Annotated in this window: 15 protein-coding genes and 1 pseudogene; 8 read left to right on the top strand and 8 right to left on the bottom strand. The window is 37.7% G+C overall.

Translation table 11 applies throughout. The annotated features are described in order from the left end of the window. Positions 1-5: 5 nt before the first annotated feature. From AAHB15_RS08905 to AAHB15_RS08915, 3 genes and pseudogenes are all read right to left on the bottom strand, one after another. Positions 6-1,204, bottom strand: a pseudogene (locus AAHB15_RS08905) (iron-containing alcohol dehydrogenase). 310 nt (positions 1,205-1,514) lie between these two features. Then, on the bottom strand, positions 1,515-1,868 hold the full coding sequence (locus tag AAHB15_RS08910; RefSeq protein ID WP_335575738.1) for a spore coat protein: 354 nt from the start codon (positions 1,866-1,868) through the stop codon (positions 1,515-1,517). A 29-nt stretch (positions 1,869-1,897) separates the two neighbouring features. Beyond that, positions 1,898-2,167 carry a ferritin-like domain-containing protein gene (locus AAHB15_RS08915; protein ID WP_176541327.1) on the bottom strand — a complete coding sequence of 90 codons (270 nt, stop codon included), beginning with the start codon at positions 2,165-2,167 and terminating at the stop codon, positions 1,898-1,900. A 140-nt stretch (positions 2,168-2,307) separates the two neighbouring features. Between AAHB15_RS08915 and AAHB15_RS08920 the strand changes: the two genes are divergently transcribed. The 3 genes from AAHB15_RS08920 to AAHB15_RS08930 all read left to right on the top strand — a co-directional run bounded on the left by AAHB15_RS08920 (position 2,308) and on the right by AAHB15_RS08930 (position 3,689). After that, positions 2,308-2,451, top strand: a complete 144-nt coding sequence (locus AAHB15_RS08920) for a hypothetical protein (protein ID WP_186446444.1) — start codon at positions 2,308-2,310, stop codon at positions 2,449-2,451. A 72-nt stretch (positions 2,452-2,523) separates the two neighbouring features. Beyond that, complete coding sequence (locus AAHB15_RS08925; protein ID WP_335575739.1) at positions 2,524-2,802, top strand: hypothetical protein; 279 nt, start codon at positions 2,524-2,526, stop codon at positions 2,800-2,802. A 146-nt stretch (positions 2,803-2,948) separates the two neighbouring features. Continuing rightward, entirely contained in the window at positions 2,949-3,689 is a 741-nt protein-coding gene (locus AAHB15_RS08930; protein ID WP_342042226.1) for a hypothetical protein, read from the top strand. A gap of 86 nt (positions 3,690-3,775) precedes the next feature. Here the strand turns inward: AAHB15_RS08930 and AAHB15_RS08935 are convergent, their stop codons facing one another. The 3 genes from AAHB15_RS08935 to AAHB15_RS08945 all read right to left on the bottom strand — a co-directional run bounded on the left by AAHB15_RS08935 (position 3,776) and on the right by AAHB15_RS08945 (position 5,196). Next, on the bottom strand, positions 3,776-3,919 hold the full coding sequence (locus AAHB15_RS08935) for a hypothetical protein (protein WP_335575741.1): 144 nt from the start codon (positions 3,917-3,919) through the stop codon (positions 3,776-3,778). A 105-nt stretch (positions 3,920-4,024) separates the two neighbouring features. After that, a complete protein-coding gene (locus AAHB15_RS08940) occupies positions 4,025-4,225 on the bottom strand; it encodes a hypothetical protein (protein ID WP_342042227.1) in 201 nt (66 codons plus the stop codon). A 56-nt stretch (positions 4,226-4,281) separates the two neighbouring features. Then, positions 4,282-5,196 (bottom strand): type II toxin-antitoxin system SpoIISA family toxin, encoded by a 915-nt coding sequence (locus tag AAHB15_RS08945; protein WP_335575743.1) that lies wholly within the window; start codon positions 5,194-5,196, stop codon positions 4,282-4,284. A gap of 92 nt (positions 5,197-5,288) precedes the next feature. Here AAHB15_RS08945 and AAHB15_RS08950 point away from each other — a divergent pair, with 92 nt between their 5' ends. The 5 genes from AAHB15_RS08950 to xerS all read left to right on the top strand — a co-directional run bounded on the left by AAHB15_RS08950 (position 5,289) and on the right by xerS (position 11,415). Beyond that, the gene (locus AAHB15_RS08950) at positions 5,289-6,275 is read left to right on the top strand and encodes a GNAT family N-acetyltransferase (protein WP_342042228.1); all 987 of its coding nucleotides are present in this window, start codon (positions 5,289-5,291) and stop codon (positions 6,273-6,275) included. Between the two features lie 323 nt (positions 6,276-6,598). Continuing rightward, the gene (locus tag AAHB15_RS08955) at positions 6,599-6,973 is read left to right on the top strand and encodes a hypothetical protein (protein ID WP_342042229.1); all 375 of its coding nucleotides are present in this window, start codon (positions 6,599-6,601) and stop codon (positions 6,971-6,973) included. Positions 6,974-7,299: 326 nt separating this feature from the next. Continuing rightward, positions 7,300-8,838 (top strand): phosphoesterase, encoded by a 1,539-nt coding sequence (locus AAHB15_RS08960; RefSeq protein WP_335575746.1) that lies wholly within the window; start codon positions 7,300-7,302, stop codon positions 8,836-8,838. Between the two features lie 106 nt (positions 8,839-8,944). Next, positions 8,945-10,000 carry a HupE/UreJ family protein gene (locus AAHB15_RS08965; RefSeq protein ID WP_335575747.1) on the top strand — a complete coding sequence of 352 codons (1,056 nt, stop codon included), beginning with the start codon at positions 8,945-8,947 and terminating at the stop codon, positions 9,998-10,000. 326 nt (positions 10,001-10,326) lie between these two features. Continuing rightward, complete coding sequence (xerS, locus tag AAHB15_RS08970) at positions 10,327-11,415, top strand: tyrosine recombinase XerS (protein ID WP_335574897.1); 1,089 nt, start codon at positions 10,327-10,329, stop codon at positions 11,413-11,415. A 186-nt stretch (positions 11,416-11,601) separates the two neighbouring features. On the opposite strand, the gene AAHB15_RS08975 is transcribed toward xerS, so the two are convergent. Together AAHB15_RS08975 and AAHB15_RS08980 are read right to left on the bottom strand one after the other, a co-directional pair. Further along, entirely contained in the window at positions 11,602-13,494 is a 1,893-nt protein-coding gene (locus tag AAHB15_RS08975) for an ABC transporter ATP-binding protein (protein ID WP_342042230.1), read from the bottom strand. Continuing rightward, the gene (locus AAHB15_RS08980) at positions 13,491-15,218 is read right to left on the bottom strand and encodes an ABC transporter ATP-binding protein (RefSeq protein WP_342042231.1); all 1,728 of its coding nucleotides are present in this window, start codon (positions 15,216-15,218) and stop codon (positions 13,491-13,493) included. Before AAHB15_RS08980 ends, AAHB15_RS08975 begins: the two co-directional genes overlap by 4 nt. Between the last annotated feature and the right edge of the window lie 7 nt (positions 15,219-15,225).

Here is a 15,225-nt window from a genome sequence, read left to right on the forward strand (position 1 = left end):
GGATGCTATTCCTTTATTAGCTGGTAAAGTTGAAACAGGTCATCCTTATGAAGAATTCGCGGAACAGGATAGAGAGGATTTGCTTCTGCGAGAGCCCGCTCGACCATAACGGGAATATCACTTTCAATAATCCCGCTTACTTTTTTAGGGATGTCCAACCTTTCATTCAAATTCTTAATTGCCGCTATGAATTTCTCGGCATTTTGTGCGATTGATTTCTCCGGGTCAGCAATGCCGATGACGTCTGCAAGTTCAGCTAACTGCTTTTGGACAGAATCACCGTAATACTCGAGGACATAGGGTAAGATGATCGCATTTGCAAGCCCATGGGAACCGAATAGAATCCACCCAAGGTATGGGCAATCGCATGTACATAACCAACATACGCTCTAGTAAAAGCCATTCCAGCCAGATAGGCCGCCTTTTGCATATTTGAACGTGCCGCAAGATTGGTCCCGTTTGCGTATGCTTCATCGAGATTATCAAAAATTAATTTTACAGCATCGATACTGTACTGTGCTGTATTCTTAGTATTACTCCTGCCAATATAGGCTTCAACAGCATGTGTCAAAGCATCAATCCCGGTTGCTGCTGTAATATGAGGGCGGAGTTTGACGGTTAACAAGGGATCCAAAACGGCAAAATGCGGAATGAGAGATGTATCCATTATGGCATATTTTTCATGGGTTTCGCTATTAGAGACTACGGCTGCAAGGGTTGCTTCACTGCCTGTACCAGCTGTGGTAGGAATCGCAAAGAGGGGAGGGAGCTTCCTTAATATCTTTAATACACCTTTCATTTGCGGGACGGTTTTTTGGGGCTTAGCAACCCGGGCGCCTACAACTTTCGCACAATCCATTGGGGAACCCCCGCCAAACGCGACTAAGCCTTGACAGTTATTATCCAAATACATTTGTAATGCTTCTTCAATATTTTCGATCGTGGGATTTGGGACTGTTTTGTCATAGATTACGTAGCTAATTTTTTCACTGTGAAGATCTTCTAGAAATTCATCGATCAGTCCAACCGAGACGTTTCCTTGATCGGATACGATTAAAACGTTTTCAATTCCTTGGTCTTTAATAAGTTTGGTCAGTTTCCTTAGACTATTTTCTCCTTCTAATGGGTACGGTTCCCGCCAGGGCAGGAGGGAGGAGGTCGTTTTCATGACCCCTTGAAACGTTCGGCAATAAGCTTTGTACATAGCATTACCTCACTTTACCTAAGATCTAGTGATCCTTCTTTCTAAAATAAAGGGAATTTTAAATCTACCAAAATGCAAGGTAGGATAAGGAATAGTTTAAAAACCAGTGGTGTATACAAATTTATAACGTACTTAATTTCGAAAAGTCAAGTTAGTTTTATGAATATAATTAAAATTCAAAAAATATTACTAATGTTATGAAAAATCTGTTGGAAAAGATTATTCTGCGATTTTTTTGGACTTGAACAGGGTGAGAGAGGGAAGAAAAGATGGGTAATATAAAAAAAGCCTAGAAAACTAGGCTTTCATCTTAGTATGGGAATTGTGAAGAATAGTTGTTAAATTGCTGATATGCCTGATCGATTTTTTGCTGTTCTTCCGCTTCTAGCTTATACCAGCCATGCTGGAACATTAAGTTATAAAGCTCACGGCTACTTTGGTGCGTCTCATTAAGTATTTGCTGTAATTCTTGATGCAGCTGTTCATGGCTGGCTTCGCGAACGGCAATATTTAAGCTGTCAGTTAAATATTTGCAGGTACTAAGCGCATCATTCACATAGTCACGATCGTTCATTTCCGGACTTTTTACCTTTGGCAGTTCACCAGTTTGCGGATTTGCTATTTGATTCTTGTTTTGGCTTTGTTGTGATTGTTGGTTTTGCATCACTTAACCTCCGTTTTTCTTTTTTGAGATTATTGTAGTTGTGTATTAGGTAAGCTTGCTAAAGCTGCATTATTATCGACTTGTAGGTGACCAAGGATTCTTTGAAAATGATTTTGGTGCATTTGGCCGACTTTATCGAGCGCTTGCTTAAATTGTGGATTTTGCACTTGCTGAGCCATAGAATGAAATTTCTTAAATGCAAGCAACTCCCATGACATAGCATCCTTTAAATATAAAAGATCCTTTGTGGTAATGGCACGTGGCGGGTTGGGAATAGGCGGTTGATTATTTTGCATCATTTGCATAATAAGACTCCTTTACTATTTTAGTGTTTAACAAATATAGAATTTGCAATAGTGAGTGATTTTATGAAAAATACCAGTTGGTTAAAAAATAAAGACGCCTTATTTGGATATATTAACGTTGGAGGTGAATGTGTATGGATAAGAATAAAAAACAAGGCAGTCGCACCGTTGAAGATAACCAAGCGGAGGCATCGCGCCATCAAGCTGGTTCATCAGGAAAATACGGAACTGAATTTGCTTCAACAGACAATAAAGTTACAAGAAAAATTGAGCCGTAATAAGGCGCCCATTAAGGGTGCCATCTATTTTCTTTGATGTCCTGATAATTGATAAGGAAGAAGGCATATTTTGTGGAAACAGACCAAATACATAAAGTGAATTTTAAAATGGAAGACATGGATGGAAAAATTGAGGTTAAAGGAGAAATATCTGGAGCAGCAAAAATACCGAATCATGATGATCTCAAATTTAAAGCAATTATTGCATTACTTAATTCTATAGATAAACAGAACTTTATCATAACAGATAATCTTCCATTATTTGATACGTTTGTAACTGAAATCGAGGAAACCATAATTGAAGTCTCAAAGTACGAATCATTTCAAGGAAAGAATACTAAAAGAGAATGAACATCCTAAATTTTAGCTTATACCACTAATTTAGAACTATATTGGACGACAAACTGCCTAAAAGCATGAAGTATATCCGTTGTCAATTTTATGGAAAGGCTCATCTTTTTCCTAAAGTGCATACCATATCGGCAGGTGGTGAGTATATGTATAATCGAATCGACAATGAGTTGTATGAAAATGAATATCAGGACGCTAATTTTAATGGCGTAAGGCAGCAAATGGGTCTGCCAAGCGAGGAAGAAGCAGGGCAACTAGCAAATCATCATGGAATTGACAATGATTGGCATGGAAATAAAAATCAAGACTCTGATTTTAATGACCGTAGGCAGCAAATGGGGCTGCCAAGCGGGGAAGAAGCAGGGCAACAAGGAATTCATCATGTAATTGACAATGATTGGTATGGGAATAAAAATCAAGACTCTGATTTTAATGACCGTAGGCAGCAAATGGGGCTGTTAAGTGGGGAAGAAACAGGGCAACATGTAATGCATTATGAAACCGAAAATGATTGGTATGGAAATGAAAATCAAGACTCTGACTTTAATGACGAAAGGCAGCAAATGAGTCTGCCAAGTGGGGCAGAAGCATGGCAACAAGCCACCCAACAGGCTCGATATCAATCAGGGTTCCAGGCTGGATTCCAGGCAGGGTTCCAAACCGGATTCCAAACCGGATTCCAAACCGGTTATCAAACTGGTAACCAACCTCGATTACAAACAGGGGCACAGGCAGGTGTTCAAATGAGGACCCAAGTTGGGACACAGGCAAGAACACAAGCAGGAACTCCTCAAGATGGGGTACAGGCTGAAGCACACCCAGAGCAACAACTATGGCATCCTCACGCTGGGCATCAGTTTGGTCCAAGGGATTTAAGTTATGAGTAGATTCAGATAACCATTGATTTTAAAACCATGAATTCTATTTTTTAGCAGTAGACAAACAAAAAAAGGCGGATGGGATAACCAAATCCCTATCTGCCTTTCTTTAATTTATCAATATTGTCTTTTATTTTTGTATTCAAATTTAATAGTAAACTATCATCCCTATTCCGTTTTGGTAAGGTTCCAGAGGGCTTATCGGTTAAAAAGGGGCTTTTCTTTTTTCTTACTCCCACATGATCATCTCCCATACAAATCCCTGTCCATATATATACTGTTTGTATGGTCAAATTATGAAGGTTTTAATCAAAAAAGACAGGAGTATCTCCTGTCTTATCGTCTTATTTTGCGTAACGGCTATCTTTTAAGCGATCTACAGCTTCGTCACTTCTCTTAAATAATTCCCGTGTATACAATGATGGAGAAGTTCGTGGAATTGTTCGAGTAGTCTTCTCTTGTAAAAAAGGAGACTTCACTCTACCGCTGCGTCTTCCAACAATAGTTACTACATTTGCTTCTGGTTTGTTCGTACGCTCTGGCATTTTATCCACTCCTTTCCTATCTTTACCCTCATTTTATCAAACCTGCACTTTTTTATCTACAATGTTTGCCAATTCGTTTGTTCATCTTGTGGTTTTTTTAACCAGCTATGGATCAAAGCCAGATTAATGATGTGATCTATGTCTATATCCAACACATGTTCTTTTTCCGATTCAATCGAAATGACTACTGGAAAAACTTTTTCGAGGTAGGGGATAAGAACTGTTTGTTTGTTGATATGGACTACAGTATTGTCATTGATGGATTTCATTTGTTCTTCTGTAAGATTGATTCCAAGTACTGTACCAACCTCTTGTTTAAAATGAATGTCATGATCCTTCTTGAATACGGTAATCTCTTGTCTGCAAGTCTCCCCATATGAAAATAAAAAATCCTCTAAACTCTCTCGATAACTTTCTACTTCAGCCCATTCCTGCGTTGCAAAAGAGGCTATTTGGATCATGTCCAATAAGTATGTAAATTGTAAACTTCTATTCTGCGTTTGTGCAATGACTTTCTTCATTTCTTCATTGACACTTTCAACCTCATTGATTTGTTCCATTTCAGCCCCGCCGATTTTCTTGATAGATGGAGTAAGAAACAAGGCTAAATCAATAAAAATGAACATTCCTGCTAACAATGTATAACGTTGCCACTCTGTCACATCAAAACCAGTTTGATTGAGGAGCAGAACCACCCCAACAATAAACAAGAAATACCATGTTCTGCGAAGATTTTGTTTATGGCTGGTAAAAAAGTCTTTAAAGGCCCAGCTTATGTAAAGAATGACAGCTGAAAATACAGTAAGTATAAACCACTTGTTTTCCTGGGTGTAGGAGAGGATGGTATCTTTCCAGATCATCTTTACAAAAAGTAGAATAATTACAAGAATGATAGGGATTACTATTTTTAAAATGATTATGCAGTGGGGTTTCTTATACCATTTTTCAGGCACCTCTTGATTCCCTTCCATAATTCACCTCCTCTATGATTATATCATATTCTGGCAGGCGTACCTCTCAAGGAATTTTATCATAAATAATCGAATACTTTATGTTGAACACAATGAACGTAGGTAGTTTTTATAGTATTCAAGATGTTTTCATAGATAGAGATGGAACGATTAGTGGAAGTATGGAAGCAATTGAAAGACCAAAAGGGGAACTGATAATGAAGGAACTAAAATATTTTAAAGATTATAAGCATGATGAGGGCCTTAGAAAAAGCTTCAATGAACTTGCTGCGAAGGTATTTGGCATTAATTTTGAAAGTTGGTACCAAGTAGGATTTTGGAATAACCGATATATCCCGTTTTCTTATATTGATGATAGTAAAGTTGTCGCAAATGTTTCGGTTAATGATCTAAATTTAGTTATTAATGGTGAGAAAAAAAATGCATTACAGATTGGCACAGTTATGACCCATCCTGATTATCGAAAGAGAGGCCTTTCTGCAAGTTTAATGAACAAAATATTAGATAAGTATGAGAATGAGTACGATTATATGTACTTATTTGCTAACCAAACTGTTTTAGATTTTTACCCAAAGTTTGGGTTTAAGCCAGTTAATGAATATCAATATTCCATGCAATTTACACCGAGTCAAGCAGATGTTTCTGCTATTCGGAAACTTAATGGTCACAATCCCGAGGATCTTCATTTTATTTATGGATTCGCGGCCGAAAGATTACCTGTATCTAAACTGTTTGGAACGGAAAATACACAAGGGGTTTTAATGTTTTACTGTATGCACGTATTTAACAACGATGTTTACTATTTAGAGCGTGAGGATGTTATCGTAATCTACAAAAAGGATGAAAATAAAATTGATATTTTTGATATTATTTTTAAAAAGGAAATTAATATTCAAGATATTCTTTCTAAAATTACGGATCGACAAATCAATAAAATTGTTTTTCATTATACCCCCGATTATGAAGGAATAAATACAGATAGTAATCTATTTAATGGAAAGGAAGTATTGTTTGTAAGAGCAAGTAGTAACAATCGTTTACCATTACAAATTAAACATCCCCTTACAGCACAAGCTTAAAAAAACTACATTATTTAAATTAGTGTCAACTTATTTTTTATCAAAAAGTATGTTAGGAGTGAAAATAATTCTTAACGAGAAATCCATTAAATTTATGGGAATGGGGATTCACAGTCTTCAATTAGCTGGATTCATCCCAACTACCAATTCTCAAAGCATTCCAAGTATAGAATTTTTTGCACTTTATCCATCATGGGAAAGCACTATACCACAGATAATCCTAGTACTCATCGCAGCTTTTATTCTCTTGTTCAAAAATATAAAAAGCAAAAAACTTAAAACTTCTACAAACATTAATATTTAAAAAAGGTGGGAAATTTATTATGAAAAAGTTAACATCATTGGTCTTATCTATTGGTCTTGGAGGTTCTTTAATTTTAGCAGGATGTAGTTCTGATAACAGTAAAGTATCAGAAGGAGTCGCTCAAATGTTGGATACAACGGAACAGCTTTCAAACGCGATTGATAGTGGAGACCAAGCAAAAGTAAAAGAGGTTGGACCAAAATTAGAAGATCAATGGTCTTCATTCGAAGATGATGTCAAGAAGGACAACAAAGATCTTTATGAAAAAATTGAAAAATACCTAGATCCACCCATTGCTGGTTCGGAAGCAGCAACTATTGATAATGAAGCTTTAGGTACTCTAAATGACCAGCTAACGGTTTCATTAAAGGAATTGGATGAGAAAATAAAATAATGCTTGTAAAAAAAGAGACTTTCCTAAGGTCTCTTTTTTTTGGCTCCATTTAACAGGTTCGGTTCAGAGGGAGAACACAAGAACTAATCCTACAATTGGAGTTCAGGATTCGCAAGGCGATTAGCTTCAGTACATAGTGGTTTACAAAGCTAGTTTAACAACATATCAAACTTAATATTTCCTTAAAAAAATAGTAAATAATAAATTTTTACAATGAGTTCATAATAGATTTACAATTTTCGTTTATAGTAAAAAAGTCAGAAAGATTAAAAAATGATTAAAATCTCATTAGATTTTAATTAAAAAAGGGAGAGGAGAAAAATATTATGAAAACTGGCTTTAAGAAGAAGGCGATTCCTTTCATCGCCACGACAGTTCTCGCGACCACGGCTCTTACAACGCAAACTTTATTTAATGACGGTGGTAAACCAAACGCTAAAGCACAATCATTGTCAAAAGAAGAGGTGAAAAAGAATGGTGCATCATGGCTAGCAGGTGACCACCATGTACATAGTGAATGGAGTGTAGGTTGGGACAATTCTACAACCCCTCCTACTGCAATACGAGGCGGAGATGCCATTTATCCAATTGTTAAAAATGCAGAAAATGGTAAGAAGTATGGACTTGATTGGATGATGACAACCGATCATGGAGGTCCTAACCATTCCAAGGTTAACTTAGAACAAGCATATCCTGAATTATTAAAATCCCGTGAAGCTGTTCCTGACGTTCTTCAATTCTACGGAATGGAGCTTGATACACCAGGAGCTGACCACAGCACGCTAATGATTCCAAAAGGGGAAAATGAATCACAAGTGCTTTATGATCTTGAAAGCAAGTTTAATTCTCGTGAAGCTTATCCAAATGACCCAAGCCGTAACACTGAATCAAAAATGATTGAAGCTCTTAACTATATGAAACAAATGGACGAACTTCCAATCTCTATCGCACATCATCCATCCCGTTCAGCGACAGGTGTTGGTGTATGGGGACAAGATACTCCGCAAGAGTTCCGTAATTGGAATGATACAGCACCAAATATCTCTATCGGTATGGAAGGAGCTCCTGGTCACCAAGCAGGTGCTATTAATCCAGATGGATCTCTTGACCCTAAAGGGTCACGTGGCAGCTACTCAAACGTAAACGCTCCAACAATGGGTGGTTTCGATCAGATGAGTGCTATCGTTGGTGGTTTATGGGATTCGATGCTAGGTGAAGGAAGACACTGGTGGATTACGGCTACCTCTGACTCACATGTTAACTGGCGTGATGGAGGAAGTGACTTCTGGCCTGGTGAATATTCTAAAACATATGTAAAAGCAGAGAAAAATTATGAGGATGTAATGGAAAACCTTCGTAAAGGGAATGTATTTGTAACAACGGGTGACCTAATCTCAGAACTTGATGTTAAAGTACAAGCAGGAGGCAAATCACCATTGCATGCAGAGGCAAAAGGAAATTCAGCATCTATCGGTGAAACACTTACACTTCCAAGTAAGAAGTCTGATGTAACAGTAACAGTCCGCATCAAAGATCCAAACGCTGCGAACTCTCATGGAGATAAGCCAAATGTTCAACGTGTTGACTTAATCATGGGAGAAGTGAATGGAAAAGTGGAAGACCGCTCAACAGCTTCTAATCCTACAACAAAAGTAGTAAAGCGTTTCACAGAAAGTGACTGGAAAAAAGATGGTGAATACATCACCATTACTTATACTTTAAAAGACGTGGACAAAGATAGCTATATTCGTTTACGTGGTACTAACACGAATCAATTAGAACCGGTGCAGGATCCAAAAGGAGAGAATCCATGGAATGACCTTTGGTTCTACTCAAATCCGATTTTCATCCAAGCAGATAAGTAATTGGGGAAATGGAAAGACGAGGGGGGATTTAACACTCCTCGTCTTTCTATTATCTTATGTCACAACAACCTTGAATTGAAAACAAAAGGAAATGGACGTGGATCTTATGAAAAAGGTATGGTACTCGATTTTTCTCCTCTTACTCACATTTAGTTCAATTCTTCCTTCCCCAGCATCTGCTCATACCAATAATAGTGAGGGGTTTTCTAACATTGTAGTCAAAAATAAATCGTTAGATTACGAGTTGAAGCTCGATCTTGAAGAACTGGGGCACGCCCTTAATAAGGCAACAAATGAAAGGGAGTTAATTAACAATAAGATTGTGCAGCGTTATATCAATTCCCATATCAAGATATATGGTGATAGTGAATTACTTGAGGGCAGTGTACTGAAAACGGATATAGAAATGCTTAAGGAGCGTCCGTTTGCCGTAATAAAAATGGAATACAATACAAACCATAAACCCAAAAAACTAGTGGTTCAATATAATATGTTTATGGATGATTCCGATCCAAGTCATGCCAATTTTGCAACAGTAAAAATGGACGGGAAGCAACAAGAAAAGATTTTGACATTCGAATCTAGGGAATTTGAAATTGGCAACATAAGTTTCATGCAGAACGCTATACAATTTTTAACGCTGGGATTAAAACATATTTTCACTGGTTATGATCATATTCTTTTTGTCATTAGTTTGCTGTTTGGCGCGAAAACCATTCGTCATATTCTTTCCTTAGTAACAGCCTTTACAATTGCACACAGTATTACTTTGGCTCTGGCAACTTTAGATATCGTTCACCTGCCAACTAGATTTGTAGAGTCGGCTATTGCATTAAGTATTATTTATGTAGCACTTATGAATATTTTTAATCAAGACTCAAAACACCAGCCATGGCTTGCTTTTGCTTTTGGGTTAATCCATGGATTCGGATTTGCAGGAATTCTTTCTGAAATGAGATTAGATACGAACCATATGGCCGCATCACTTTTATCTTTTAATATCGGGATCGAAATAGGTCAACTATTAATTGTTTCGCTCGTTTTCCCGATTATTTTATGGGTTAAGAAGTTAACCGTGAAGCCAGTTAGATGGGTCATTCCTGGAACCTCAGCGGCAATATTAGCATTTGGTCTTGTTTGGTTTATTCAGAGAGCTTTTTAAGGATAGGGATAAAATGCAAAGTTTAAAGAGTATAGAGATAAAAAACGATACCCAGTCAATGTTAGCTGGGTATCGTTTTTTATTTTGGTTTGATTAATACTAACTTTTAACAGTCAAAACCATAAATTAATCAAAAATCGTTTTTTCAAGGAAATCCATGTCATTGGACAGGGGACAGTTCCAAATGTTAATGGTATCTCGTTAGACATTAATTAAATGACATTTAAAGGGAATAGGCGTTGAAATCCCACTTTCACATAATTACGTAAAATATAAATTTGACGTAATTATGACTATTAGGTAAAATATAGAAGTGAGGTGTTATTATGGTAAATCAGGATAAACAAACTAATTTCAAGAAATTACAAACCTTGCTGAACGAACTTCCTTGGTATGTTGAAGAATACATTAATCACAAGCTGCGGAAACTTTCGACCGCATCCTTATTTAATTACTGTCATGACTACAAGATCTTTTTCAACTGGATCATAATGGAGCAACTGTATCAAGGTCCTGTTAAGGATATCCCATTAGAACGTCTCGAACACATGACAGTTTTAGAGGTTGAAAACTTCTTAAACTATCTCCATTACCAATTAGATAACAAGGAATTGACCGTTAATCGTAAATTATCAGCCTTAAAGTCGTTATTCAACTACTTGCAAAATATTGCTGAAACGCCTGATTTAAAGCCATATATTAACCGTAATGTCATGGCTAAAATCGAATTTAATGAAGTAAAAGACAGCATGGAAACGAAAGCAAATAAAATGGAAGGTAAAATCCTTCTTGGCGATGAATATGAAAAGTTTCGTTTGTTTGTAGCGAATGATTATGGTGAATTAAATAAGGAAAATAAAAAGCTTTATAACTTTTATTTGTTAAATAAAGAACGCGATACAGCGATTGTTTCTTTAATTTTAGGATCAGGCCTGCGGCTTTCCGAGTTAGTCGGTATCGAATTAGACGATATCGATTTCAGTAAATACTGCGTAAGAGTGATTAGAAAAGGAAATAAAGAACAATTCGTATACTTTAGCCAGGTGGCCATGGCTGATCTCCAGGAATATCTTTCGGTGAGAGTTTCAAAGTATAAAGTCGATAAAACAAATAAAGCATTGTTTATTTCTGCACCGGTAGGTCCAAAAGGAAAATCACGAAGGCTAACAGCAAGATCTGTTGAAAAACTAATTGAAAAATATGCAGAGGCATTTGGTAAACCATCATTATCGGTACATAAACTGAGACATTCGTTCGCAACGAGATATCATGCTGAGATAAATGATGTGCCAAAATTAAGACGACAATTAGGTCATTCGTCTATACAAACAACGATGATTTATACACATATTAAGAATGACGATTTAAAAATAGCTGTAGATAAAATGGATATGCCTAAAGAACAAATTGAATAAAATAATGGAAAAGCTGCCCCTTCTCGGCAGTTTTTTCTAATTATATCAGTTTACATAATATTATTATGTAAACAAATGCATAAATTGTCTCATATCCTAAGTATACTTAAGAAAATGAGACGAGATTAAATTTTACATTAATGCTCCAGAGAAAAAAACGCCTAGGATCACCCTAAGCGCCATACATTAACCTACATTTGTCCGACCGGCAAACTGACTATTATATAGATCAGCATAAAAACCGCCTTTTTCCAATAATTCCTGATGTGTACCTTTCTCAAACACCGTACCATTATTCATGACAAGGATTAAATCAGCATCCCGGATGGTCGATAAACGGTGCGCAATCACAAAACTAGTGCGTCCCTTCATCAAATAATCCATTGCCTTCTGAATCTGTACTTCCGTTCGAGTATCGACACTGCTAGTTGCCTCATCAAGAATAAGAATCGCCGGATCCGCTAAGATAGCCCTAGCGATCGTGAGTAATTGTTTCTGGCCTTGAGATATATTCGATGCTTCTTCATTTAAAATCGTATCATAGCCTTCCGGAAGTGTTCTGATAAAATGGTCAGCATTTGCAGCCTTAGCAGCTGCTACAATTTCCATTTCCGACGCACCTTCTCTTCCATAAGCTATATTATCACGGATCGTGCTGTTAAACAGCCATGTATCCTGAAGAACCATTCCAAATAGACTTCTAAGTTTCTCTCTTTTTAAATCCCTTGTATCGATTCCATCGATTAATATTCGACCGGAATTAAGTTCATAGAACCTCATCAATAAGTTAATTAGAGTAGTTTTCCCAGCTCCAGTTGGACCTACAATCGCAACCTTTTGACCTGATTTAACATCGATGTTCATATCTTCAATCAACAATTCATCTTTCTTATAACCAAAGGAAACATGTTCAAAACTTACATTACCTTGTGGTAATTGAATTTCTTTTGGCTGAACCGCTTCTGGAACCTCTTCTGTTTCATCTAAGATTTCGAATACACGCTCTGCACTAGCAATAGTTGATTGGATGACGTTGGCAATTTGAGCTGTTTGTGCAATTGGCTGCGAGAATTGACGGGCATACTGGATAAAGGCCTGGATATCCCCGATTTCAATCGCCTTTTTAGTAACTAATAGGCCGCCCGCAACAGATACAAGCACATAGCCGATATTATTGATAAAAGACATAAGCGGCATAATCATTCCAGAAACAAACTGGGCCTTCCACCCTGATTGATAAAGTTTGTCGTTAATTTCTTCAAATTGTTCGATTGATTTCTTTTCATGCCCAAACACTTTTACCACTTTATGGCCCGTATACATTTCTTCCACATGCCCGTTCAACTGACCAAGTGATTTTTGCTGTCCTTTAAAATACTGCTGTGATTTTTTCGCAATGTTAGCCGTAGTAATAAAGCTCAGCGGCAGTGTAACGATGACAATCAAAGTCATTAATGGACTGATTGAAAGCATCATCACGATGACACCAATTAAAGTAACAACAGAAGTAATCAGCTGTGTTAAGCTTTGCTGCAGCGTAGTACTGATATTATCTACATCATTGACGGCCCTGCTTAGTATTTCACCATGGGTCTTAGAGTCAAAATACTTTAACGGCAGGCGATTCAGTTTTTCTTCCACTTCTTTTCTCAAATGATAGACGGTTTTTTGGGCTACCCCTGCCATGATATATCCCTGTAAATAGGCAAAAATCGCACTCAATATATAGAGCCCTATTAAAAGTAATATGATTTGACCGATATAATCAAAATCAATTTTAGCGCCGGGAACACCCTTTAACTTCATCATTAACCCTTCAAAGAGCTTGGTTGTGGCCTTACCCATTATTTTCGGGCTGACAATTGAAAAGATAGTACTAATGATTGCTGTGATAAGGACAGAAACAAGCTGCAATTTATATGGCTTTAAGTAGACTACGAGTCTTTTAAGAGTTCCTTTAAAATCTTTTGCCTTTTGGACAGGCATCCCCATTCCACGAGGTCCGAATCCTCCTCCTGGACCTAGTTTTTGTGGAGCTCCACCGTGTTCTGGACGCTGATTTTTTGAATCCGTACTCATGCAATTTCCTCCTCTGACAGCTGTGACATTACAATTTCACGATAAACTGAACAAGATCCCATGAGATCTTTATGTGTGCCAATCCCGGAAACTTTTCCATCATCTAATACAATAATTCGATCGGAATCCATAATCGTACTTACCCTTTGCGCCACAATCAAGACTGCAGAATCAACGGTTTCTTTTTTTAAGGCTGCACGGAGCTTTGCATCAGTCTTAAAGTCCAATGCTGAGAAACTATCATCAAAAATATAAATTTCCGGTTTTCTTACAAGGGCCCGCGCAATTGATAGGCGCTGTTTTTGACCGCCCGAAACATTCGTTCCCCCTTGGGCAATAATCGAATCGAAACCCTCAGGCATCGATGAAATAAATTCGTTTGCCTGAGCAATGTCTGCCGCATGATGGACTTCTTCATCTGAGGCATCCTCTTTCCCATAGCGGATATTTTCAGAGATCGTTCCAGTAAAGAGAACAGCCTGCTGGGGAATAAAACCAATTTTTTGTCGCAGCTGTTCTTGTGTCATCTCGCGAACATCTACTCCGTCTACCAGCACATGACCACTATCAACATCATAAAAACGTGGAATTAAATTAATAAGGGTTGATTTTCCTGAACCGGTACCTCCAATAATTGCCGTCACTTCGCCAGGATGCATCGAAAAAGAAATGTTTGAAATAGCTGGCATTTCAGCACCCGGATAGCTGAAAGTAACATCCCGAAATTCTACATGGCCTTTTTCTCCTTCAATGGATGCAGCAGATGCTGGGTCCTTAATATCGGCCACTGTCTCAAGTACTTCATTAATCCTTACAGCTGAAACAGAAGCTCGCGGGATCATAACAAACATCATTGATAGCATAATGAACGAGAACATGATCTGCATCGCATATTGGATAAATGCCATCATATCCCCTACTTCCATATGTCCATTGCTGATCCGGTGACTGCCGAACCAAATAATCGCTACCGTGGTAAGGTTCAGGACCACCATCATAATGGGCATCATCGCCGCCATAATTTTATTAACCTTAATGGCGGTTTGTGTTAAATCCCAATTCGCTTCATCAAAGCGTTTTTTCTCATGCTCTACCCGGTTAAAGGAACGAATGACCCGAATGCCAGTTAAATTCTCCCGTAAAACACGATTAAGTTTATCCAATTTAACTTGCATGGCTTTAAACAAAGGAATTCCTTTTCTAGCAATCACCACGATCGCTGCAATCAGAAAGGGAATCGCAACCGCAAGGACCAGAGTGAGTTTGGCATCTTTTGAATACGCCATGATAATGCCGCCAATACACATCATTGGTGCAGCGGCCATCATTCTTAGCATCATAATCATCACTTGCTGTATTTGCGTAATATCGTTCGTTGTTCTTGTAATAAGTGATGCTGTCCCTAGTTTATCAAACTCACTTAAGGAAAAATTCCCTACATGCGAGAAGACCTTGCTCCGTAATAATCTTCCGAAGCCGGATGCTGCCTTTGCTGAGAAAAAACTGGCGGCTATCGAACAAATCATACCGCCCGCGGCTACCAGCAGCATAAAACCGCCGATTTTCCAAATATAGTGGGAATCACCAGTCACGACCCCTTTGTCCACGATATCAGACATGAGTGTCGGTAAGTATAATTCTGATAGGGATTGTAAAAGGACAAGCACAAGGACGAGGTATATCGGAATCTGATATGGTTTAAGATATTTGATTAATTTTAACAAGAAGAAC

This window comes from Bacillus sp. OTU2372, assembly GCF_038440275.1.
In the GTDB taxonomy this organism is placed as follows: domain Bacteria; phylum Bacillota; class Bacilli; order Bacillales; family Cytobacillaceae; genus Neobacillus; species Neobacillus bataviensis_B.